This is a genomic window from Sinorhizobium americanum (assembly GCF_001651855.1).
Taxonomy (GTDB): Bacteria; Pseudomonadota; Alphaproteobacteria; order Rhizobiales; family Rhizobiaceae; genus Sinorhizobium; species Sinorhizobium americanum.
This window is the reverse complement of the sequence record NZ_LNQC01000048.1, coordinates 1-23,686: the sequence shown is the minus strand read 5'-3', so window position 1 is coordinate 23,686 and position 23,686 is coordinate 1. Positions and strand designations below refer to the sequence as shown.

Below are 23,686 nucleotides of genomic sequence, written 5' to 3'. Positions count from 1 at the left end.
AGTCATTCGGATCGCTCCTGTTGGTCGTTTCGGAAAACAAAGACAGAGGTCGTCCGCCCGCTGGCGAAGACATCCCAAGGTGGCGGAGTTGCCAGCTGTTCTTCAAAGGGGGCAGGATCCTTTTCGGGAGCAGCCGATACGTCCGAGCGAGCGCTATCACCCACGGCTCGTGATCCTATGGTCAGCGATGTCAGCCTCTTTGAAAGCCGCCTCGCCTCGCGCATGGCCCGTTCGTCGTATTGCGCAAGCGCGCCGAGGGACGCATCGCCTCGCCCATAAAAGGACTGCAGCATGAAGCGTTCGGCACTCTCGGATGCCTTCCCACTACGGAGAGCCACCCGGTAGTAGCCGTTCAGCAATGTCGCGGTCGCCTTGAGGTTCAGGCATGGTTCAAAGGCATCGGCGAGGGTGAGATTGAGCGTTGGAAGGTCGTCGTGTCCTATCCCGCCAAGGCCGAGTTGGACGTCTTGGCGATCGGCAAGCAGTCCCGATGCGACCGCGATCGCTTCGGCTTTGGACTCGGGCTGCTTGGCAAGCGGCGCGCCGCTTTTGATGCGAATTGCGAAGGGGTGAAATCCGCTTTCCAGGCTCACGATTGCTGCGAGCGTCTCGACGGCCATGTCCGGAGCACACATTTGCGCAAGCTCGACGAAGTCAGCGGGCATCAGTACCACACCCTCTGACTGCCAATCCCGTCGATGGTCACGTCGACGTAGTGCGGTTTTGAGCGGACGTGGGGCCGTCTGACCACGTAACGCCGGCAACGTCGTTCGTCGCCGCCCGGGTAGCGAAAAGAAGGTGCATCGTCGGCATCGTTGCATTCGCTCGTCGGGAGGCTTTGAGGTCTCGTCGAGACGCAACTTGCCGCCTGCCCACGATCGCTTGTGCGCGTGGTAAGCCTGAAGCCGTCATCGCAGTAATACGGCTCAAAGCGGGGACGCGAAGCGTTCAAACCGACGCTGCTGCAGGTCGGGAACCTGTCTCCCCTGCCAAGCGCTCGCCAAAGCCTTTGGATAGGCGGCCGGCACGCTGCGTACTGCAATGGACCACCGGGGTTTGAAAGGCATAGAATGACCTGGCAGCCCCAATCGTCAGCGCGCGCGTTACTCGCTGGAATGAGGTATGATAAAGGGACGCTGATGAGAGCCAGAACGGAGAGAAGATTTCTCATGAACAGGAGCCTTCAAGATCACGGGAAAGGGCGATGTCCCTGCCATCGCACTCGCCGCACCTTCAATATACTGACCTATACAATGCAGTTTAAATAATGACAAGAGCTCTCGACGTTCAGTGGCATAGCCTCGCCTTTTCGGGCTTCATCTTCCGTGAAATCTTCGATCATCCGCTTGAAGACGAGACACCCCAGTCGCGTCTGAAGCAGATCGGCATGATGAGCGTGCTCTACATCATGCACCAGGGCCATCAACGCCTAACGCTTTCAAATATCATCGAAAATACCGGCCTTACACGTACAGGCGTCACGGAAACGATAGACCCTCTTGTGCGACGCGGGCTGCTGACCGAGAGGTTTGTCAAGAATTCGATGGGACGCGGCAAGGCGCGACAATTCGAGATCGCCAGCGAAATCCTGGAGAAGATTCGCAGTCTAGAGGGAGGCAAAAATCTCGAATCAACTGCGCCCCCGGCGAATCAAAGTGCATCGAAATCTTGAGTTTGATCGGGTCGTTCGTCAGGCGTGTGTTCTCGAGCAAGCGAGCGTCGTCTGGTTTGCCCCGACCTAAAACGTTGCACAATTGGCCGCCTCGAATGCGGCTGGATGAGGAGTTCAATACGGTCATGGCGTCTCAAGCTGCGACGGGCGGGTGATCAGGGCGCCCCCGGGGGGCTCCAGCGGGAGTTCGACCTGCGATTGCAGATTTTGCGTCTTCCCCTGATCTACCAAATAAACTAGCGTTCAACACGGCCGACATGAGCGCAGCCTGTGCTTCCGGACGATGCGATCTGGTTCATCGCTATGAGAGCGTCCGGCCACCTCGTTCTGCGCCGGACTCTTGAAGGAGAGTCAACATGTCGAAGAAGACCCCTGATCCGTCTGGCAAGGCGGTCGTGGAAGAAGAGCGCGCGGTGGCCGCGGCTGTGGACCTTGCAATGGAGGTCTACCGCTGCGACGCCAAGACCGCGGCTGCGCACCGAGCACTTGAAGCTTGGATGGAAAAGCGCGAAGGCGAGTTCACCTTTTGGCTATATGTCTTCCACACTGTCAAACCTGACTCCGGCCCCGGTTGCGTGCACCCCAACCCGGCCTGACCACTTGATCGTGAACCAGCAAGCTGATGTCGGCTCCCGGGCGAGCCTCGGGCGTCGCAATGCAGAACTTGAGGCCAGGCCTCCTCGTGTAGCCGAAGGATTATGGTGGAATCATTGCGTTCGTAGTAATCTCGAATTGGGCAGGAGAGCGGCAAAGGCGCCGGTCTTCCAGCGGCAGAGGAGGTGCAAATGCATCGCTCTGAGCACGAGAAAAACCACTACGACCACGATATGCTTGTGATCTGGGCATCGACCTTTTCTGCGCTGCTGATTGTCGGCGCGACATTGCTGATGCTGGTGATGTAGACTTCATTAACGGGCGCAATCGGGCGAGTAACGTGGTCGGCCAAGCGCACGAAGACGAACTGCGTCGAAACTCGCTCATGGCGTGCTATAGAACGGCAATATAGAGCCTAAGGGTTCATGCATCTAAACTGCGCCGCCAGAACCGGATCTTCGTCAAGATGGCGCTGCCAGGCCCACTCCTCTATCTGCCCGGAGGCATAACAATCGGCCAGTAGCTGCCGTTCTGGAGATAGCGATTGCAGCGACGGTGTAGAAACGTCCGCCACCGGTTCAATGATGCCGAGTTCCGCCAAGAAGCTCGCGACGGTGCCCTTGATGCCAGAAACGTGAAGTGACATGTCGTACTCCTTGGAACGTCAACGACTGGGTCCACCGCGGTTCCGAACGGCCACCATCTCCGGCTCGACGCTGCCACCTTAAAGAGAGGGAACTGGACCGCTCCAGGCCCCGACGCCGGTGCGCTGCGCCCGCATACCGACTCTCAAGCGGCGTCGCGCGTGTAAGCGAGGGCGGGCACAGGCTTGTTGTGAGTGCCCGACAAAAAAGAGCGTACCAGGCGCAGGCGCTTTGGCGCCGGAGCCCGTTCGCGCGCAGCTTGACCGGTTAAAAGGGCAGCCGCAGGAGGTTCAGCATAGATGGGGTAATCGGCTTCGTGCCCCATCTTCGCGGACCGGAAGGGAAGGTGCTGCGCTCCGAGCTGATGATAGAACGTGGTCTGTGGAAACAGCCACAAGCATCAGAAAGAGGAAGCGCAGTCATGAAACATTACGCCGGCCTCGACGTCTCCGTCAAAGAAACCAGCGTTTGTATCGCCGATGCAAGCGGCAAGATCTGCTGGGAGAAAAAGGTAGTGTCTCACCCGGAGGACTTGGTTGCCATCTTGAGTGATCCCGCGCTCAACTTGGAACGGGTGGGCCTCGAGGCCGGGCCAATGTCGCAATGGCTATTCGAAGGACTGGCAAAGGCCGGGCTTCCGGTATTCTGCATCGAGACGCGCCACACGAAGGCCTTCCTGAAGGCTTCGCAAACGAACAAGAGTGACCGCAACGATGCGCGCGGCATTGCGCAGATGATGCGCGTCGGTCTTTTCAAAAACGTGCACGTGAAGACGCTCACAAGCCAGAAGCGCCGCGCGCTGTTGACGGCTCGCTCGCTGCTACAGGAAAAAGCGATCTCTCTCGAGAATGATATGCGTGGGCTCCTGCGCAATTTCGGGCTGAAGGTCGGTATCGTCTCGGGGGGCACGTTCGAAGAGAGGATACGCGAACTCGTTGAGGCGGATCCCGATCTGGCGGAAATCATGGAACCTTTGCTCGCTGGACGGCGCAAGCTGCGCGAAGAACTCGCCAAACTGGACAAGAAGGTCGTCCACGAGGCGAAGTGTGATGAAGTTTGCAAGCGGCTGATGACGGTGCCCGGGGTCGGGCCGGTAGTCTCGCTCGCCTATGTCTCGACGATCGACATTCCCAGCCGTTTCCGCCATTCGCGGGCAGTGGGAGCCGTACTGGGGCTCACGCCTGTGCTCAACCAGTCCGGCGAAAGCAAACGGGTCGGTCATGTCTCCTTATGCGGCGACGCCATGATGCGGGCGCTTCTGTACGAGGCGGCGCAGTCGATGCTGACGCGCGTGGTGAAATGGTGCTGGCTCAAAGCATGGGCAATGGGCATTGCCAGGCGGCATGGGAGAAAGAAAGCCACCGTTGCATTGGCCCGCAGGCTTGCGGTGGTGATGCATCGGATGTGGTGGACGGCTCAGAATTCCGCTGGACGCGGGAGGCGACGGCCGGCGCCATGGCCGCGTAGAGTAGTCAGTTCTCTGGTCAGTTCTCAGGGCAATCGATGTAAGAGAAATTCAAAGTTCCGCTTCGCAGCGGAAGACGTCCTTCGCGGACGATGGTGATGTGAGTTCGTGGGCGGCGCTATACCGATGATGACACGTCATCAGGATGCAGCATAGATTGGACCACATCATCTACTGAACCCCATGGTGGGAGGGCTGAGGCCGATCCCGGAGAGAAGCGCGGGCCGCGAAAAGACGTTGAACGCCGTACCAGTGGAGCGGGCGCGATGTCGGCTGGGGCGCCAATCCCGGTCATTGCCGGGTAGTCACAGATGCGTGACAGCAACGCGCCAGAACTTTTGGACATCAATGATATTGGGCCGGATTTATGCCTTGCAATCTACAAGCTCCAACGGCGTTATAGGCTGTTGTTAGAATTGCACGGGAAACACGAGATGTTGGAAAATATTGCGCACTTGATTGCTTTTGACGAGGCAGGAGAGCTGTCTTCTCTAACGCCCTTATCTGATCAGCAAGTCGCGGCAATCGCCGCGCAGTACCCCGGCATCTCGCACCAATATCTCGAGTTTGTTCGAAAGATTGGCATCGGCTCGACGACAAGAGGGCTTAATATTTATGACCCGGAGCCTGCATCGAACGCTGAAAAACATCCGTCCTACCAGGCCTACCAATCCGTGAGCTATCGGACATTGACCAGCCGCCGCCAGCCTCCCGAAAATCCGTTTCCGCCCGACGCGGTCGCCGTCGCGGACAGTGGAGCGTCATGGTGGTACTGCCTTTGCCCGTCGTTAGGCCCAGGAGTTTTCTGTTTGGACATGGGTGGTCCGAGCTTCGAGCCGGAGAGTGATGATTTCTTTTCGTTCGCCGCAGGCACCTTAATCCTGGGCAAAAGCTCGGATCAATAGCCTCGTTCAAGGCTGAATGTGGATACCGCCAGCACCGATCCGAGCAGAATGAACTGTCCGCAACGGGCCGATTGCGGGCGAGCGAAAAGAGCTTGACCTCGACACGCCGATTAGAGAAGCGCCGGCCGAAAGGCCGGGAACCGGGACCGACATGGGATAATTGCGGTCGGTGCTATCCTGCCGCCGTTTCAACTCAACTCGGGAGCAGGCTATGGAACAGTTCGTCGGACTGGACGTGTCGCAGGATATCACCCACGTGTGCGTAATCGGCAGCGATGGCAAGATCATTTGGCAGGGCACCTGTCTGTCGACACCAGAGGGGATTTCAGGTGCCATCAAGGCCAAGGCGCCGCAGGCAATCCGGATAGGACTGGAGAGCGGACCGCTGTCGACCTGGCATTGGCATGCGCTCAAAGCGGAAGGATTGCCGATCGTCTGTCTCGACGCCCGCCACGCCAAGGCGGCCTTGAACATGCAAATGAACAAGACCGACAAGAATGATGCTCATGGACTCGCGCAAATCGTCAAGGCTGGCTGGTACCGCGAAGTCGGGGTTAAAAGCCTCGACAGTCACACGATCCGCTCGATGCTGGGTGCGCGGGCCCAACTCGTCGCTATGCGTGTTGAAGTGAGCAACCAGATCAGGGGAATGCTGAAGACCTTCGGCGTCGTCCTCAGGCGACGCGACGGATTGTCGTTCGAAACACTGGTCAGCGAAGCATGCGCGCCCCCTGCTGGTCGCGTTAGCCACACCGTACGCGCCTTGCTTATCGTCTACACCGGCTTGAAGCAGCAAATTCTCTGCCTCGATAGAGAGCTGGCGCGCTATGCCAGGGAAAGTGTCACATGCCGGCGGCTGATGTCGATTCCGGGAATTGGCCTGTTGACGGCGATTGCCTTCATCACCGCGATCGATGATCCGGTGAGGTTCGCGAAGTCGAGCAGCGTTGGTGCCTATCTTGGCCTCACGCCCAGGCGCTACCAGTCGGGTGAGGCCGACCACAACGGCAAGATCTCCAAATGCGGAGATCCTCTCGTCCGTGCCTACCTGTTCGAGGCGGCGACCACCTTGTTGACGCGAGTCGAGAAATGGTCGGCGCTCAAGGCCTGGGGTCTGCGTATCGCGAAGAAGAGCGGCATGAAAAAAGCAGCCGTGGCCGTTGCCCGCAAGATGGCCGTTATCATGCACCGCTTGTGGGCGACTGGCGGAACGTTCCGATGGTCGTCCACCGCAGCGGTCGAGACCGCTTAGGGGAGTCTCGATCGCTCACCAGATCCGTCACCTGACGGCAGCCCTGTCCCTTGCCGGGACGAAGCAGTGGTAATCCCGCGGGGGCAGTTGCGAGCCTTCTGAAACAGGACCGCGCGACCGACATTGGGAACCACAGCATCCGATGCCATGATGTGGCGAGCACCCGTCTCGACCACGGAGAGAACAGTGAATCCGGCAAGAGCAGGCTGAGAAAAAGCGGTTGACCGGTCCCATAAGCCTTCGGCAACCCTACGGCGCTACCTGGCGGGCGCGGGTTGCCTTCGGCTGCTCCGGGAACCGAAGGTCGCTACCCTTGCAGGACGAAGCAGCGGTAATCTCGCGGGACCAGTTGCGAACCGTCTGAGACAGGATCGCTCGACCGACATTGCGAACCGCGCAGCATTCGATGCCAGGAAGTGCGAAGCTCGCCTCGACCACCCAGAGAACCGTGACGCAAGAGCAGATTACGGAAAAGCAGTTGACCGGGAGGCCGCAATTAGAGAACTGCCCCCGGCAAGCTGCTCCGCTTGAAGAAATCAGCCCCAAGCACAACGCCTAACCCGTTCAGCTTCGTTTCAAAGGCGGGAAAGCGCCAACCGGGAGGCGAAAACGACGATGCTGAGGCGGGCGTGGAAATCGTCGCCGTTGACGCCGATCAGATCGTCGTGGCGCGGCGAGCCTGGTGAAACTACGGCAAGGTCGCCATCCGGCAGGTTTGAACTATGGCGACTGCTTCTCCTATGCGCTGCCAAGGAAGCACAATGAACCGCTGCTCTTCAAGGGTGACGACTTCTCGCGCACGGACATAGAGGTGGCGTAACGGCCGACCTTCATTTCAGTCGGCAGCATTCTGATCCGCTGAGGGTTCGGCATTGATCTCGAGAGATGGGCTGAACGACGGCAACAAATGGCCGTCGAGCGGATTGCGTCCCCCGAGGAAGCAAAGCGTCAGGTGCGCCATGCTCGCGAGTTCCTGACGCAGATTGGAATACCGCCATGATCGGCTCAGCGGCGTAAGTCCCGATCTTTCGCTGCTCGACATCGCCGGTCATTTAGAGACTTCGTGAACACAGGCCTCGTTTTAGCGGGAAATAGGCACTTCCTCGATAAGAGCCCTCGCGATCGCGCGAATAGGCGAGACCGTCACCCGTGAGCGATAGAATACCTTGCTATAGCTCACAAAGACCCGTACATTGAGTTATAGGAAGAGGTCTATAACTCATGAAATGGAACTGGACACAAGCAGGTTGGCCGCAGTTCACCTATGATGCAGCGGCCATTGAGCCGCTCGAGCGCCGATTTCTTCTGACTTCGGGCGAAGTTATTGGCGCTGTCCGGCATGTCAATGATGATGACCGCAATTTGCTGCGCATAGAGCTTTTGAGCGACGAGGCAGTGAAAACCTCAGAGATAGAAGGCGAGATGCTCGATCGGTTGAGCGTTCAATCCTCTTTGTGCAGACAGCTCGCCGACGCTCGGCCGGTGCGGCCGCAGGAGCGCGGAATCGCTGAAATGATAATCGATATCTATGACACCTGGTTCGCCCCACTCGATCATCAGACTCTGTTTCGCTGGCACAGGATGCTGATGATGGGAAACCGTCACATCGGCGTAATCGGCGGATACCGGACCCATGCCGATGCCATGCAGATCGTCTCCGGCCATCACGACAAGCCCATCATCCATTTTGAAGCCCCTCCATCAAGGCAGGTGCCGGGGGAGATGACCTCCTATGTGGAGTGGTTCAACAAATCGTCGCCTAAGGGTGAACTCTCCCTGCCGGCACTGATACGGGCCGGCATAGGCCATTTGTATTTCGAAAGCATCCATCCGTTCGAGGACGGAAATGGCAGGATTGGCCGGGCACTCGCTGAAAAATCCCTCGCGCAAAATATTGGCCAGCCAAGCCTGATTGCGCTTGCCTATACGATCGAGCGTGACCGCAAAACCTACTACGACCAACTCGAACGGCATCAGCGTACCCTCGATGTCACCGAATGGCTGGTTTATTTTGCCGAAACGATCCTCGAGGCGCAACAGACGACCCTCGAGCGCGTTGCCTTCTATATCGACAAGGCGCGGTTCTATGACCGTTTCCGTGGCCAATTCAACGAACGCCAGCAGAAGGTCGTCGCCCGCATGTTCCGCGAAGGCCCGGCAGGGTTCAAGGGCGGCCTGAACGCCGAGAATTACATCTCGATCGCACGCACCTCCCGGGCGACCGCTACCCGCGATCTGCATGATCTGGTGGAGAAAGGTGCGTTAACGCGGACTGGCTTACGTCGGCACACGCGCTACACGCTGAACCTAGCAGCGGTCAAGAAGACGGAATAGCCATGCGCTCGAAGGTCCCAATTCGCCAAGGCATGCGCCGCCTTCACCTGGCGCCTGTCAGTGATGCCAGGTTGTCCCCTCGTTATAAGTTAATGGCAGAAACTTATAATAGATTGCCGGCTGCCGAGAAACGTTATACGTTCTTGGCAGAAACTTATAACCGGCGACGTGAGGTAAGCGAACCCTGGTTGGTCAAAGGGAAGCGCGCCTCGGGGGGATCGCCGCGCTTGGCGCGCATTCAAGAAGGAGCCGATGTCAATGATGAGAGAGATTGACATCAGCTATCGGACGATGTTCGCGGAGCTGACGCAGCGGACGCTCGACGGTCAGTTTCTGGCGGACTTCCCGATGGAGGGATGGTTCGTGACAGTGACCGTCAAAGATCGCAACTACTGGTATTTCGATCTCCCTCTCCCTACGACCAAGGGCAAATACAAGCGAACCTATGTCGGCCCGGAAAGCGACGAAGAGATCACGGCACGGGTGAAGGCCCACAAGGAGATCAAGGATGACCTCCGGGAGCGCAGGCGCATGGTGAGCACGCTGCGTCGTGCTGGCCTCCCCGGTCCGGATACCTTTGCGGGCGATATCACGAAAGCGCTTGCCGACGCCGGATTGTTCCGGTTGCGTGCAGTCCTGATTGGATCGGTGGCATTCAGCACATATGCGGGGATGCTCGGCGTCCGGCTGCCTTCGTCCGCCATGCAGACAGGCGACGCGGATTTCGCACAGGACTTCGCGATCTCGGCCGGGGTGCAGGATAGCCTTCCCCCCATCCTGGATATCCTCCAGTCGGTCGATCCCGATTTTCGAGCCGTGCCGCACCAGGCGGACAAAGCCAAGGTAGTCGCTTTCCAGAACAGTAGAGGCTACCGGGTGGAGTTTCTGACGGGAAACCGAGGATCGGACGAGTACTCGGGCAAGCCGTCATCCATGCCTGCGCTCGGCGGCGCATCGGCGGAAAACCTACGGTTCCTGGACTTCCTGATCTACGAGCCTGTCCGCACCGTGCTTCTCTTCCGCGAAGGCGTGAACGTCCTAGTCCCCGCTCCCGAGCGGTACGCCGTCCATAAGCTCATTGTGGCATCCAGAAGGCTCACGGATACGCTAGGACGCGTGAAATCGGACAAAGACCTGACACAGGCCTCCTTACTATTCGAAGCCCTAGTGGAGACGCGCCACGAATACGAACTGGCCGATGTTTGGGAGGAGGCGTGGAATCGCGGAAATTCTTGGAAGGAAGGGCTTTGCAACGGCCTCTTGAGGCTGCCTGACAAAGGAGTGAAGGCGCTGGGCAAAGCGCTGGGAACGAAAATGCCCGATTTGGAGAAGTTGAGAGCTGATGCTCGCCCCAAATGACTTCGGCCTGCCAGCCTGTATCGGGACACACAAACCCGGCTCGCCCCATCGATCATGACACCGCATAGTCGCTATCTCGCGCCAACTGGCGGTTCGTCTACCAAGAGACGGCCGAGGGAATCGCGTTGATCGAAAGCCTTGGGGTCGAATTCGGCATGGGGAACAGCTGCTCGGAACGGACGGTCCGCCGCCTCCGATGGCCGCGAGATTACGCCAGCAATGACAGTCTTTTCCGTGAACCGGCGAGGTTCTGGCCCGTTCGCCGTGTGCGCATTCCCCTTCTCGGGCAGGAAAGGACGCTCACCGCCCCTCGCTAACGCCGTGCCGAGCGAGATATTGCCGTCATCGACACTCCCTGGGCGATGAAGCTTCTCCAGTCGGGCGTGGACCCCAAGCCTGACTCTGGCACGCACAGCTCGCCAGAACCCATCGCTATGCCGCCGCGGATGTCGAGATGATGCGCAAAGGACTCGATAAGGTGAAGTCTCCGGCGAGCTCGGCGTCCGATTCCGACCAAGTGACGTCGTCGTGCAACTGTTGAATAGCATCTGAATATTATATGGCGAAGGATTCCGTCTGCGAGCCCAACGCAGCGACCCTGCGGGTGCCAACACCGCGACTTCTGTGCCAATCTCGACTGACTCTAGGTTCGTTTGCATGTCCGTATTGAGGATTATCAGTTTTCATGGAATTCTCTCCTTGGAATTGATTTTCATATGCGGGCACCGAACTTCATGAATTCATCGCAGCGAAAGCCATATTCTGGCGCTGTAAGCGTTTTTCAAGGCCGTTGGTTGCCCGAGAAGGCGATCCCTGCCGGATATGCTGCCCTGATCGACGCCTACGAGTTGGCCGTGCCACTGCCACGGATCCTGGCGGCCATTGGTCCACGCCACAAGGTCTATCAGACCGGCGACTGGAATATCTATACGCCTCGTCACACCCCTGATGCCAATCTTACCGGCCATCTGACTTTCGCCTTGCGCTATGAGGGTTGGACTTAGCGGCCCTTAAAGCGCTGTTTCGCGCCGCTGGCCCCGATGCGATAGTTGACATCGTGCGGGCGTCCCCGACCGGCTCCTATGCGCGGCGGCTGTGGTTTCTTTACGAATGGTTACTTGCTACCCGATTGGATCTTCCCGACGCCATCCAGGGCAGCTACGCGCTTGTCGTCGATCCTGACAAACAGTGGGCGACGGGGGGAGCGACGTCGCCCCGCCATCGAGTAAGAAACAATGCCAGGAACGCCCGCCTTCTGTCCCATGATCTTTCGGACGCCGGCGCTCGACGCGTTCGTGGAGCGCAACCTGGCAGACGAGGCTCGGCGTCTGATAGCCGAAGTGCCAGCTGACCTACTGGCGCGAACAGCGGCGTTCCTGCTCTTGAAAGACTCCAAATCGAGCTTTCAGATCGAAGGCGAAGACCCGCCGCAAGATCGGATCCAGCGCTGGGGTCAGGTAATCGCCGAGGCGGGCCGTCGCCCGATCGAACGCGCCGAACTGGAGCGCCTACAACGCACAGTCATCGGCGATGCGCGTTTCGTGCGTCTGGGACTGCGCGCCGAGGGAGGCTTCGTCGGCGAACACGATCGCCATACCGGAGCGCCCATACCTGACCATATCAGCGCGCGACATGAGGATTTGCCGGAGCTCATCGGCGGGCTAACCGCCTTCGACAGGGGAGCGGCCCGAGAGTTCGACCCAGTGCTTGCTGCCGCCGTTCTAGCTTTCGGCTTCGTCAATATCCATCCTTTCGAAGACGGGAACGGACGCCTCCACCGCTACCTCATTCATCATGTTTTGGCCCAGCGCGGATTCAATCCGCCCGGCCTCATTTTCCCTGTTTCCGCTGTCATTCTGGATCAGATCGACGACTATCGTAAGGTGCTGGAAAGCTATTCGCGCCGCCTTCTGCCTCAGATTCATTGGCGGCCGACCGATCGCGGCAACGTCGAGGTGTTGAACGAGACTGCCGATTTCTACCGCTTTTTCGACGCGACTCCACATGCAGAATTCCTGTTCGCCTGCGTGGGTCGCACGGTCGATGTGGATCTGCCGGCAGAGACCGCGTTCCTGATGGCCTATGATACGTTCAAGAACCGGGTTCAGGGGATATGGTCGACATGCCGGACCGGCTGCTCGACCTCCTGTTCCGGTTCCTGCGACAGAACGACGGCAGGCTGTCGAGGCGTGCCCGCGAACGGGAATTCGCTGGTCTGACTGACCGAGAAGCCACTCAGATCGAGGCCACGTTTGCCGAGCTTCGGCCACATCTTTGAAGCCAGCCTTGTTAACGAGCCCGCGCCATCGGCTTGCGGGACGATTCCGCCTGACTTTCGTGTGCGGTGGAACGCGGCTCCAATCGATACATTGATACACGATGTGCCTTCCTGGAGTGCGCCCCGTAGGGTGGACAAGGCTCAGGCTGTTGATTTGCCAGTCTGCCGGCTGTGTTGCTCCTAGAACTTTGGAGCTCAAGTAGCCGAGCGCTGAATGGAGCCGGCGCTTGTTGTAGACCTCCTCGATGAAGTGGAAAGGCGTTCAGTGACGTCCTCGAACCAACCTTGCAATTCTGGAATTAAACTCCATAAATGCAAGGATGACCGAGCGCTATACAACTGCCACCCCGATAGAACTCGTCGACACCTCCCCCGCCGTTTGGCGGTAGGACAATTCATCCTCCCACATCCGCTTCAGAACCGATAGCTTAAACCCTGCATCATAGTGGCCGAACTTCTTCGCAAGCCCCGCAGTTCCATGTGGCTCGTAGCTCGCCACCCATTTGCGGACCGTCGAATGGGTCAATGCCGTAAGCCCGGCCGGCGATCACTCTCCTCGCCGTTCACGCACCGTTCGACAATCGCCCGCTTCAGGTACTCGCTTTGTATTTCGACATACAAAACCACGGAAGTGGATGTCCAACTTTCGGGGTCAGTTCACGAGGCAGGTTCTACGAAAGGGCCTCTTCCCCCAATATGAGAGAAGAGGCCACACTGTCTGAGCGTTCGAATTCACAGACGCGGGAACTTACTCCGAAGACGGCGCGTCTTGGAACGGCTGCGAGTAGGATCAGAATGAAATCGTCTTCGTCTGCGTCCCCGCATCGTCGAGCTGGATGGTAAGACCGACGTTTTATGGAACGCGATGGTGTTGGAGGTGAATGTCTGGTCGTTCGAAGCAGTTCGCTGGCAGCGATGGTGGCACGATCAAATTGAGAATGCTTCCGCCACGGCCTCTTGATCCGCTCTTCCATGGGCAAGCTGCCAATTTGCCAGCGCAAGTTCATTTTGCAGCACGCGTCGGATCACCCTGCGGGACACGACCTCGGGCCGCTACGATCTCTTTCCGCTAGTGATCTACAAACCGTGGGTTGCGGCCTCTTGATTTCGCTGTGATTAAAGCTAGGGTCGCCCTCAATTCCATTTAAACAAAGAAGACAAGTTGAACAATGGCAAGTACACTAGGCAAACCGGCTATCGGTGCGGAATTCGTAAGCTTGGGTGGGGACGCCCCACTCAGTGAGCGGTTGCAGCTTTCGGCTGCAATGGCGGCCAGCGCACAGAATCTTCCTCCTAACACAGTGACCTTGTCCAACAATTCGATTGCAGAGAATTCCGCCGTTGGAACGACAATAGGAACACTCTCTGCCACTGACCCTGAAGGGCAGCCGCTGACATACGAGTTGACGGACAGTGCTGATGGATTGTTCAAGCTAGACGGTAACAAACTTCAGCTGGCCAAACCCGTGAGTTACGAGGAACTCCAAGGCGAGACGCTCCAGGTGGCAGTCTCGGACGGGGTGAATAAAGTACTCAAAAAACTTTTTGTTTCGATCGAAGACGTAGACGAGCCACCACACCTGGTCTGGCTTTGGGGAACGGAAGTTTCTGAAGACATGAAGGTCGGGAAGGTGTTCGATTATATCTCCGGAGTGGATCCGGAGGACACTGTGCTGACATTTAAACTGATAGATGACGCAGGAGGAACGTTCAAATTAATAGGTGGTAGTGGCATCCAACTTGCAAAGCCAGTCGATTTCGAAAAGTCACCCACAAAGACGATAACATTCGAAATTTCCGACGGGAAATTCACTGTTGTTAAAACGTTCACCATAAATATAGCTGACGTAAACGAGGCACCGACGTCTCTAAAGCTTTCCAATTCTAAAGTCGCGGAGACCGCTACGGTAGATACCGAGATCGGCACATTTCTCGCCGTGGATCCCGAAGGGGATGAGGTGGAATACTCGCTGACGGACTCGGCCGGAGGCATGTTCTGGATCGTCGACAACAAACTCTATGTCAATGACACGTTGAATTATGAGACGAAGCAGTCCTATTCCATTACGGTTATGATCGCCGACGCGACCGGTACTCTGACCAAAACCTTCACGATCGACGTAACCGACGTGATTGAAACAATCACCGGCAACTCTTCTTCCCAGACTTTGAAAGGCGGTATCGGAGCTGACAAAATTGTTGCGGCAGGCGGCAACGATACGCTGTTCGGCTACGACAGCAATGATCTCCTTTATGGCGGAACCGGCAACGACACGCTGTACGGTGGATCGGGTACGGACCGGCTAAATGGCGGAACAGGCGCAGACAAGCTGGACGGTGGCGCTGGCACGGATAGCGCCGACTATTCTGGTGCGTCTGCCGGGCTCACGGTTCATCTTGCAAAAACGTCGGTCAATACCGGGGATGCCAAGGGAGATGTCTATATTTCGGTCGAAGGGGTTACCGGTTCGGGCTTTGCCGACAAGCTATACGGAAATACCGCGGCCAACCTTTTGACCAGCGGCTCAGGCAATGACGTTATCTCCGGAGACGCGGGTAATGACACGCTTTATGGTGGTCTCGGCGCCGACTCCTTGACCGGCGGCGCGGGTGCCGATGTTTTTGTCTTCAAGTCTCCGGGCGAGACGACGACTGCCGCCGGAGGGAGGGACTCGATTTTCGATTTCTCCACCGCCGGTGGGGATCGAATCAACCTGTCGACTATTGACGCCAACGCAGCCGTATCAGGCAATCAGGCATTCACCTTCCTCGGCACAGCGGTATTTACAGGCAAGGCCGGCGAACTGCGTTACAGCAGACAGGCTTCCGATACCTACATCTATGGCGACATCAACGGCGACAAAAAGATGGATTTCACCATCCACCTTGATGATGCCCTGTCGCTTTCCAAGAGCCACTTCCTGCTTTGACTTAATATACAGGCGGATTCGCGAGCTTGCTCATCCGTAGCAATGGGACGGTTACATGGGTGCCACGCCTCTCGCCCAGGGGTGGCAAGCTGCCAATGAACTCTTAGGCTGTTCCCCCGGGCGGTTGTACACGCTATTGTTTCCCGCGGGGATCGACTCGGGGCAGATCCCGCTCTAATGGGGGCGGCCGCGGGGCGGCTGTGGGGTATGGGGCAAAGGCGCGTCGGTATTTTCAGCGAGGATCATGTCGCTGCCATTAGCGCTGACCTTGCTACTGCGATTGACTCAGCCGCGTTTGGAAGCGGGTCATGGGACGAAGTGCCTGCGGTACTCAGTCACGCATTTCCGGGGTCCTTTGGCGGCCTTTGGAATATGAATTTCGCCGAGCGCAGCCTCAATTTTCTGGCGGTGCGGAACATCGATCCCGCTTTTGCCAAATCTTTCAGAGAGCACTTTGCATATATCAACCCTTGGATACCGTATTGGTCGGGGGCTAGAAGCGGCATCGCTGCACTTTCCGAAGAGGTGTTCCCGGCACGAAACTTTGCCGACACCGAATTCTACAACGACTGGCTGCGCCCGCAGAAGGACGTTGAGGCTGGGGCCGGCATGAAGATTGTCGGAGACCGCGGTGAGACCATCCAGTTCATCATGAACTTCCCCCTCTCGCTTTCCGAAACCTACGGCAAGGCCGCGGTTGAAGTCCTGAGAAGAGTCCGCGGGAATCTAGAACGTTCCATCAGCCTCGCTCGTGTCATGCGGACGAGCGTTGAGCAGGCCGTGGCCGCAGCCGCAGTTGTGGAGCGCAACCAATGCGCCGCGTTCGTGGTCGAAGGCAACCGCCTGATGCGCGAGGCAAACGAGAAGGCGCTGCAAAGCTTCTCATCGGGGCGTGCAGTGATTGTTCGAAACGACCGCTGTTTTATGGCGAACGCTGACGCGGATGCCCGCTTCGGTCTGATGTTGAATAATCTTTCGCAGGGAGTTTTTACAGACGGAGCACGCATAACCTTCAGGACTTCCGCTGGAGCATGGCAGGTAACGATGGCCGCGCTCCCTACCGCTGACCCGTCGAGGAGCAACATATCTCTACTTCCGCCTCGTCAGCTCGTCCTTGTGCTTATGACCCAGCTCAATCCTGCCACTCCGGACGCGGGCGATCTTTCAGCACTCAGCGCCATATTCGCGTTGACGCCTTCTGAGATCGGGCTTTGCCGACGGTTATTTCTCGGCGAATCAGTTTCTGAAGCCGCCGATAGGCTTGGCATCACAGTCGAGACCGCGAGGACTAGATTGAAATCCATTCTGCAGAAGACTGGAACGTCGCGACAAGGTCAATTGATGCTGCTCCTTTCGAGACTGAAATAGCCAGCATGACTTCGATCCGCCCGCCGTTGACTGACCAGTGGACGATTTTACCAGCGGCACCACATGTGGTCGCCCTTCATTCTTTGTGCCGGCGCTTTCACAACCCCCATTTGGGAGTTGTTCCCAACCGCGCACTTTCATAATGCTGCAACCTGACCAGCCTAACGCTAGACTTTTGATATACGCTCGAGCTGCGGCAGTTTTTTGAGGGGACCATGGCCAAACTGACGTATTTCTTTCCAGGGGGAAAATATCCGGCGGACTACACGCCACCGATCGAAGGTTTCGATTACAATCCGCCGTTCAGAGATTTGGTAGATTTGAAAACTGCGGCGCAGGTCGGAACACCGAGTTCAACCACGATCACCTTTCAGCTCGACAACGGCTTAAAGCTCAAGATTATTGGAACTGGCTTTACCTTTGGCTCGGATGGCGCAACGGGCGGCACGATTGCCCGAATTGACCTGCTTCTGAACGACGGCACGACTTTGGTCCAGCGGCTAGAGAGCCTTAATCTGTCCCTAGTCGCCTTTGAAAACGCCGCCGAAGTTTATGACCCGCCCGTGCTCGAACAATGGCTGATGAACCGCCCCGACACGTTTGTGGGTTCCGCTGGCGATGACGATATGTTTGGCTGGGGCGGCAACGACACTTTCTCCGGAGGTGCGGGTGACGACTTGATGGCCGGAGGACAGGGCAAAGACACCTACGACGGCGGCACGGGGACCGACTACTTGAATTTCCGCGTCACTCACGATGACCCCGCCGCAACCCAAGGCATTGTTCTCGACGCGGCAGCTGGCACGGTAACGGACCCTTACGGCAATGCCGAGACCTTCACGAGTGTGGAGTCGTTCGCCGGAACCCAGTTTGCGGATACAATGCGCGGCTCAGGCGCAGATGAGCAGTTCATGGGCTTTGGCGGGCGAGACTATATCGATGGCCGGGGGGGCTTTGATGTGATCCGCTTCCACCGCGATGCGGATGTTGGCGGAAAGCTGGGTGTCACGGTTAACCTTGCCACCGGCGTAGCTATCGACGGATTCGGTAAGACCGACACGTTTGTGAATATCGAAGCAATTTACTCCACCCAATTTGCCGACAAACTAACCGGAAATGCCGGCGATAACGTGTTCCGTGCCGAGGCCGGGAATGATTTCATCGATGGCGGTCTCGGGGCCGATACGATGGAGGGCGGCAGCGGAAACGATACCTACGTCGTCAACGAGATCGGTGATGTAATCGATGAAGTCTCCCACGGCGGCAGTGGCGTTGACACCGTGAGGTCGTCTATTTCCTTCAGCCTTGTTGCCAGCGACAAGGTCGAAGGAGCGGTCGAGAACCTGACGCTGCTTGGAACGGCAAGCACCAACGCCACCGGCAACAGCCTCGCAAACACGCTGGTTGGCAACAGCGGCAACAATATTCTGAGCGGTTCGTCCGGGAAGGATAAGCTGACGGGTGGCCTTGGAAACGACAGCTTCTTCTTCAACTCGACGCTCTCCGCGACCAGCAATGTCGACACCATCACCGACTTCAATGTCGCCAATGATACAATTCGGCTGGAGAACGCCGTTTTCACAGCAATTTCAGGGACGGGAACGCTGACCGCGGCGCAGTTCGTCAAAAACACCACCGGCCTTGCAGCCGATACGACTGACCGGATCATCTACGAGAGCGATACGGGCAAACTCTTCTACGACAGCAACGGCAGTGGCTCCGGGGGATCCGTCCATTTCGCGACGGTCGGCACAAACCTCTCAATCACCGCAGCGGATTTCTTTGTCGTCTAACCCGTATGTCTGCGCAATGCCCTCCCATTGTGGAGGGGCCCTTTGCGCTATGCGTGCGCATTGTTGGTACCCCCCGAAGGCTTTGCCGCCGCTATGCCCTGATGCCGGCGCGATAGCAACCCGCTTGCGGCGAGTGGAGAAAGCTATCGGGAGGGCCTCGCCCGACGGCTTAGTGTTGGCCTTGGTCAAGGCAGCAGCTGACGGCGCTCCAATCCTTCGCCTTTTCAAGCATGATATTGCGCGGTTGCCCCTGCGATCCGACCGGACCTTCTGTAGTTGCGTCTTGGACCTCAAGGGAACCGATCTCGAATGATTGCTCCCGTTCGGCCGCGTCTCGCGCCAGGCCTCTCCACGCCAGGAGTGCCGCCTCGGCTGCTTGAACGCAACCGCAATCCGCTCCGACGAGCTCCATTTCGGCGATCAGGTCCCCGAGTCTTGCTATACACTCGTCGATGTGACCGCGCAGCCGTGATACCTGGTCAGGGGTGATCGCCGGGTGGGCCAGCATGCGCGGTACACTAGCCTCCGCTCGCGTTACGAGGTAACCGGCCGATTGCTACCGCGGAGATTTTGCTTTGATGCGGGCGATGAGTTCTTCGTCGTCGACAAAGCTGTCGAGGAAGTCGTTCCACTCCTGAGTTGAGCGGCGAGCATAGGAGAGCATCTGCTCCAACTCCTCCATGCCGTCGTCTGTCAGGGCGGTGATGGATTCGTCCTCACCGTTATAGACGCTGATGATACTGCCGTAGGTCAGGTTGTCATCGTTGCTGACGATCGCCTGGAGAAGCTCAGGATCCTCGCCAAGAATTTCGGCAACGTATTTGATGGTGCGGACATAAGTGACTGTTGCCATCAGGCCGCCTCGGCGCAGATGACGGCAACAGGTGACCAATTCGAGGGGAGCAGTTCGTCGAGGCGATTGATCTTATGATCGTGGATACGATCGAGCACATCGGCCAGATAGGCCTGCGGATCAAGGCCATTCATCTTGGCCGTTTCCCATCTTGGTCCAGAGGCTCGCGAATGAAGCGATCGCGATCAGTGACAATCATTTCGACTGAAAAAGCCGAACAAGTTCCAGTTGGCTCGAAATGCCCAGTTTCGAGAAGATGGATTTCAACTGCGTTCTTACAGTTTCGCGCGAAATCCCGCGTTCCAGGGCGATATCGTTGACTGTCATGCCTTCGATTATTGCGCGTGCGACACGAAGTTCACCTGGGGAAAGGTCGAATTTATGGATTAACTCGCCGGCCGCACTGCGAGGTTTGATAAGTATAGCGACTGAGGGGCCAGCCAAAAACTCGCGCATCTTATCTGTTTGCATTCGCACCAAGGTAATGTCGTAGGACTGCATCGCGTTCCTGGTCTCCGCTCGATATACGGAACCCTTCGATTGCCGTTGACAAAGATCCTTCAACATCTCCTGGAGCCGCGCCTTATCGAAGACGATCCGGTTCGTTGGCGTAATGCGTAGGCCGCAACGTTGATCAATGAGCTGCTCTGCGGTCTTATTGAGGGTTTTCAGTTGGGCGTCTTCATCAACATGGATCAGCCCGGTTCCCGCCAAATCGAGGAGCGTGCATTGCGAATTTGCTTCATCACTGGCCTTCGTGCCTTTGCGGTAATAGGAGAAGGCGCGCGCAATGTGGGGAGACAGCTCTGTAAGCAATTTGGCTAAGTGAGCACTCGCCTCGTGGTCCCTCGCCGACATCAAGGATGTGAGGACAAAGGAACGCCCCTTGTCGCGGAAGATTGTTATGCCCGCACCACCCTCGAGCCCAAATTTATGCAGATAGTCATTATAAAATTCTGTCTTGCGAAGTTGTTGCACATCGAACATGTAGTCTGAAGTAACGCCTTTACCGACGGGGCGCACCGCAGCTTTTGCCATCCAGGGATTTATTAGATTGTAATACTTGTTGTAGGCAGCGATCTCCTCATCGGTATATCCCGCCGCCAATGAAAAGTAGCCTTTTCGTACGACGGCATCATGGTACATGAAAGTCGTCTTTCCGTGACGCATGGCGCCGTTCAAATGGTCCAAAAATAATTGCCACTTACCGTGCTCAAGTAGCGAACCATAGATCAACTCCACCAGTTCTTCGCGGAACTTGGCGTTTCCTGCCTTCTTGTGCATGCGTGTCCCTCAGCCACCGCGTGCATCGTCGCACATCCGTTCAGCTCGTACAAGTTGATCCCCATCCTTCCATGACCGTTAGCAAGGGGATTATGCGAGCACGCACTGTGCCTTGATCCGTGGTTCGCCTTAGCGATTTCAGCCTTCACCGGCTGATGGGAACCAGCCTTGCTGCCGGGGTCGGTAGAGAATAAACGCGAGCCTCTCCTCGCCGAATACGTTGGCCAAATCATAGTCGTTCGATTGAGCGATAAACTGGCGAGCAGCAGTTTCATGTGCAATCGCTCACAGACCCCTCGGACGCATCGCTGCTGATTTATCGCTGTTGGTCATCCCCCGTTTGGGGGATGCGCAGTCGGCACGTCCTATGGTTGAGCTTCTTTAAGTCATTGCTTTTTTACGCCGACTGCAAGCGGCGCCCAGGTGTGCCCTTGCAACACGCGTAGCTGTGAAAAGGTTTGAGAGAGGGGCAAATCATGCAGATCTTTAACTTCAATGAGATTGTTGGCCATTCCATCACGTTCTCGCCAGCGGAGGACTCGATCAGTTTCGAAGCCTGGTTTCCAGCGCGCGACCTGCGCTTCACCCAGGAAGGAAGCGATATCGTCGTCTCGACCAGTTACGGCTCCTTCACGTTGCTAAATATGGATGTGTCATCCCTTTCTTCCCCAAACTTCACCTTCGCAGACGGAAGCGCGGCTCTGTTCGACGGCGCCGGCGGACTCCTGACCGGCACGAGCGCCGGCGACTACATCGACATCCGGGGTGGCGGAGACGATCTTGTTTCGGCTGGTGATGGAGACGACGTCATCTATGCCGGAAGCGCGTTCAACGCGTCCGATGAGATTGACGGCGGTGCCGGCTCGGACCGACTCGTCATTTCAGGGGCCGATGAGACGGCTGTAGCATTCACGACAACGACCCTTACCGGCATAGAGACTATCGAAATACAGCGAGACACGTCGGTGGCGCTGCAGCTGGACAACGCCGCCGTTGTGACTGCACAGAACGCCACTTTGACGATCGACGGCTCGGCGCTTTCTGAAGATGATAGCCTAACGGTGGACGGCTCGCACGTCACCGGGGGTGACCTAATCGTCACCAGTGGCGCCGGTGGAGATACCCTGATTGGCGGCGGCGGCAATGATCAGCTGACCGCAGGTGACGGCGAGGATACCATTGACGGTGGCGAAGGCGATGACGTGCTTAACGGCGGCTTGGGTGGCGATACCCTGACCGGTGGCGCAGGTGACGATCGCTTCGTCTTCGGCTTGGGCACCCCGAGAAGCGACAGTTCGCCAGTCGATCCCGACTTGATTGATGTCATTACCGATTTCGAAGGTGCCGGTGCTGCTGGCGGCGACCTGATCGATCTACCCGCGTTCTGGCAATCCCTCCCACTGGTATTCGCCGGGGAAGCGCCACAAACTTTCATCCACGACAACATCGGCCAAGATGGTGTGCAGATGCCTGCGGAATGGGTCGGAGACGGCCTTGCAGACGTTCTATGGCAGCATATCAGCGGTCGAGTGGAAGTCTGGGTCGACGCGAATGACGATGGCCAATTCAGCGAAGGGGATCTTCTCTTTTACTTGAATGGCATCCAGTCCCTGAACGAAGACGATTTCGTCGATAATTTCGTAGCTTGGAGGGGTACTGCTGGCGACGACGTTCATTCTTTCGACGGCAAGAACGACATCGCCTATGGCCTCGACGGCAACGACACGCTGTCGGGTGAAGACGGCGACGACGCGCTCTACGGCGGCACGGGCGACGACGCGCTTTCGGGCGACGCCGGCAACGACCAGCTGATCGGCAACGACGGCGACGACACGCTGTCGGGCGGCGACGGCCAGGACAGCCTCTATGGTGAGGCCGGCAACGACACGCTCCACGGCGGCAATGACAGCGACAGCCTCCATGCCGCCTACTGGACCAGCGACGACGTCGACAGCGTCAACACCCTCAACGGTGACGCCGGCAACGACTACCTCTGGGGCAACGAGGGCAAGGACACGCTCTCGGGCGGCGCCGACGACGACCAGCTCTATGGTGGCGGCAACGACGACAGCCTCAACGGCAATGACGGCAGCGACTATCTCCAGGGTGACGCCGGCGACGACACACTCGACGGCGGCTCGGGCGAAGACCGGCTGCACGGCGGCGGTGGCCGCGACGTGCTGACCGGCGGCGGCGAGGCCGACGTCTTCTCCTTCAGCGAGACGGAGACGTCGCTTGCCGCCGCCGACCGGATCGCCGATTTCGTCAGGACCGACGGCGACAAGCTGGAGATCACCGGCTTCGACACGAGCAAGCCACTGGTCTTCCGCGGCGAGCTTCCGGCGGGCTTCGACTACACCGCCGGCTCGGCGCTTTCCGGCAGCGACGATCTCGGCCATGGGTTCCGCCAGGTCTGGTGGACGAAGACGGCGACCGGCATCGCGCTGATCATCGACAGCAATGACGATTTCGAGCTCTCGGGGGCCGACTTCGTCATCGAGCTCGACGGGCTCACCGACCTTCAGGCTTCCGACTTCGTCGACGGCACCTTCACCGTCTTGACCGGCACCACCGGCAACGACACCAATGCCGAGCTCTCGGGGGCGGTGACCTCCGGCAAGGACACGATCTACGGCCTTGACGGCAACGACACGCTGTCGGGTGAAGACGGCGACGACGCGCTTTACGGCGGCACGGGCGACGACACACTTTCGGGCGATGCCGGCAACGACCAGCTGATCGGCAACGACGGCGACGACACGCTGTCGGGCGGCGACGGCCAGGACACGCTCTATGGCGAGGCCGGCAGCGACACGCTGCACGGCGGTAACGACGGCGACAGCCTCCATGCCGCCTACTGGACCAGCGACGACATCGACAGCGTCAACACCCTCAACGGTGACGCCGGCAACGACTACCTCTGGGGCAACGAGGGCAAGGACACGCTCTCGGGCG

Annotated in this window: 17 protein-coding genes and 5 pseudogenes; 14 read left to right on the top strand and 8 right to left on the bottom strand. The window is 58.0% G+C overall.

The genetic code is table 11. From position 1 onward, the window contains the following. Nucleotides 1-2: 2 nt before the first annotated feature. Both ATC00_RS10830 and ATC00_RS33370 read right to left on the bottom strand, forming a co-directional pair. The gene (locus ATC00_RS10830; protein WP_064252739.1) at nt 3-665 is read right to left on the bottom strand and encodes a lytic transglycosylase domain-containing protein; all 663 of its coding nucleotides are present in this window, start codon (nt 663-665) and stop codon (nt 3-5) included. Next, the gene (locus tag ATC00_RS33370) at nt 665-1,171 is read right to left on the bottom strand and encodes a hypothetical protein (protein WP_072642939.1); all 507 of its coding nucleotides are present in this window, start codon (nt 1,169-1,171) and stop codon (nt 665-667) included. The genes ATC00_RS10830 and ATC00_RS33370 overlap by 1 nt, the downstream gene beginning before the upstream one ends. A gap of 96 nt (nt 1,172-1,267) precedes the next feature. Between ATC00_RS33370 and ATC00_RS10825 the strand changes: the two genes are divergently transcribed. Together ATC00_RS10825 and ATC00_RS10820 are read left to right on the top strand one after the other, a co-directional pair. Beyond that, nucleotides 1,268-1,672: a helix-turn-helix domain-containing protein gene (locus tag ATC00_RS10825; protein WP_064252738.1), complete on the top strand. Its 405-nt coding sequence runs from the start codon at nt 1,268-1,270 to the stop codon at nt 1,670-1,672. A gap of 356 nt (nt 1,673-2,028) precedes the next feature. After that, the gene (locus tag ATC00_RS10820; RefSeq protein ID WP_064252737.1) at nt 2,029-2,268 is read left to right on the top strand and encodes a hypothetical protein; all 240 of its coding nucleotides are present in this window, start codon (nt 2,029-2,031) and stop codon (nt 2,266-2,268) included. A gap of 413 nt (nt 2,269-2,681) precedes the next feature. Here the strand turns inward: ATC00_RS10820 and ATC00_RS10815 are convergent, their stop codons facing one another. Beyond that, nucleotides 2,682-2,912, bottom strand: a complete 231-nt coding sequence (locus ATC00_RS10815) for a hypothetical protein (protein WP_064252736.1) — start codon at nt 2,910-2,912, stop codon at nt 2,682-2,684. 419 nt (nt 2,913-3,331) lie between these two features. Here ATC00_RS10815 and ATC00_RS10810 point away from each other — a divergent pair. The 4 genes and pseudogenes from ATC00_RS10810 to ATC00_RS32065 form a co-directional block, all read left to right on the top strand. Further along, a pseudogene (locus ATC00_RS10810) lies at nt 3,332-4,377 on the top strand (IS110 family RNA-guided transposase). A 309-nt stretch (nt 4,378-4,686) separates the two neighbouring features. After that, entirely contained in the window at nt 4,687-5,280 is a 594-nt protein-coding gene (locus ATC00_RS10805; RefSeq protein ID WP_153045196.1) for an SMI1/KNR4 family protein, read from the top strand. A gap of 211 nt (nt 5,281-5,491) precedes the next feature. Further along, nucleotides 5,492-6,532, top strand: coding sequence for an IS110 family RNA-guided transposase (locus tag ATC00_RS10800; protein ID WP_064252734.1), 1,041 nt, complete (start codon nt 5,492-5,494; stop codon nt 6,530-6,532). Between the two features lie 620 nt (nt 6,533-7,152). After that, nucleotides 7,153-7,352, top strand: a pseudogene (locus ATC00_RS32065) (type II toxin-antitoxin system VapC family toxin); the annotation flags it as partial. Between the two features lie 15 nt (nt 7,353-7,367). On the opposite strand, the gene ATC00_RS33825 reads toward ATC00_RS32065, so the two are convergent. Further along, entirely contained in the window at nt 7,368-7,493 is a 126-nt protein-coding gene (locus tag ATC00_RS33825; RefSeq protein WP_268801645.1) for a hypothetical protein, read from the bottom strand. A 260-nt stretch (nt 7,494-7,753) separates the two neighbouring features. Here ATC00_RS33825 and ATC00_RS10795 point away from each other — a divergent pair, with 260 nt between their 5' ends. The 4 genes from ATC00_RS10795 (at nt 7,754) to ATC00_RS33905 (ending at nt 12,444) form a co-directional block, all read left to right on the top strand. Continuing rightward, nucleotides 7,754-8,866 (top strand): Fic family protein, encoded by a 1,113-nt coding sequence (locus ATC00_RS10795; RefSeq protein ID WP_064252733.1) that lies wholly within the window; start codon nt 7,754-7,756, stop codon nt 8,864-8,866. A gap of 258 nt (nt 8,867-9,124) precedes the next feature. After that, entirely contained in the window at nt 9,125-10,225 is a 1,101-nt protein-coding gene (locus tag ATC00_RS10790; protein ID WP_064252732.1) for a nucleotidyltransferase family protein, read from the top strand. A 716-nt stretch (nt 10,226-10,941) separates the two neighbouring features. After that, nucleotides 10,942-11,229 (top strand): hypothetical protein, encoded by a 288-nt coding sequence (locus ATC00_RS33910; protein WP_327289901.1) that lies wholly within the window; start codon nt 10,942-10,944, stop codon nt 11,227-11,229. A gap of 291 nt (nt 11,230-11,520) precedes the next feature. After that, nucleotides 11,521-12,444, top strand: a complete 924-nt coding sequence (locus tag ATC00_RS33905; protein WP_327289899.1) for a Fic family protein — start codon at nt 11,521-11,523, stop codon at nt 12,442-12,444. Between the two features lie 432 nt (nt 12,445-12,876). Here ATC00_RS33905 and ATC00_RS33365 read toward each other — a convergent pair. Further along, nucleotides 12,877-13,014: pseudogene (locus tag ATC00_RS33365) on the bottom strand (IS3 family transposase); the annotation flags it as partial. 658 nt (nt 13,015-13,672) lie between these two features. On the opposite strand from ATC00_RS33365, the gene ATC00_RS33360 reads away from it, so the two are divergent. The 3 genes from ATC00_RS33360 (at nt 13,673) to ATC00_RS32060 (ending at nt 18,594) form a co-directional block, all read left to right on the top strand. Beyond that, entirely contained in the window at nt 13,673-15,433 is a 1,761-nt protein-coding gene (locus ATC00_RS33360; RefSeq protein WP_064252730.1) for a cadherin domain-containing protein, read from the top strand. A gap of 372 nt (nt 15,434-15,805) precedes the next feature. Further along, complete coding sequence (locus ATC00_RS10770) at nt 15,806-16,801, top strand: helix-turn-helix transcriptional regulator (RefSeq protein WP_153045195.1); 996 nt, start codon at nt 15,806-15,808, stop codon at nt 16,799-16,801. Nucleotides 16,802-17,016: 215 nt separating this feature from the next. After that, on the top strand, nt 17,017-18,594 hold the full coding sequence (locus ATC00_RS32060; RefSeq protein ID WP_064252728.1) for a calcium-binding protein: 1,578 nt from the start codon (nt 17,017-17,019) through the stop codon (nt 18,592-18,594). A gap of 556 nt (nt 18,595-19,150) precedes the next feature. Here ATC00_RS32060 and ATC00_RS10755 read toward each other — a convergent pair. From ATC00_RS10755 to ATC00_RS32525, 3 genes and pseudogenes are all read right to left on the bottom strand, one after another. Further along, on the bottom strand, nt 19,151-19,447 hold the full coding sequence (locus ATC00_RS10755; RefSeq protein ID WP_026614330.1) for a hypothetical protein: 297 nt from the start codon (nt 19,445-19,447) through the stop codon (nt 19,151-19,153). Beyond that, nucleotides 19,447-19,593 (bottom strand): annotated as a pseudogene (locus tag ATC00_RS10750) (transposase domain-containing protein); the annotation flags it as partial. The gene ATC00_RS10755 and the pseudogene ATC00_RS10750, both read right to left, overlap by 1 nt. 49 nt (nt 19,594-19,642) lie before the next feature. Further along, entirely contained in the window at nt 19,643-20,731 is a 1,089-nt protein-coding gene (locus ATC00_RS32525) for a helix-turn-helix transcriptional regulator (protein WP_064252726.1), read from the bottom strand. 476 nt (nt 20,732-21,207) lie between these two features. Here ATC00_RS32525 and ATC00_RS10740 point away from each other — a divergent pair. Continuing rightward, nucleotides 21,208-23,686: pseudogene (locus ATC00_RS10740) on the top strand (calcium-binding protein); the annotation flags it as partial.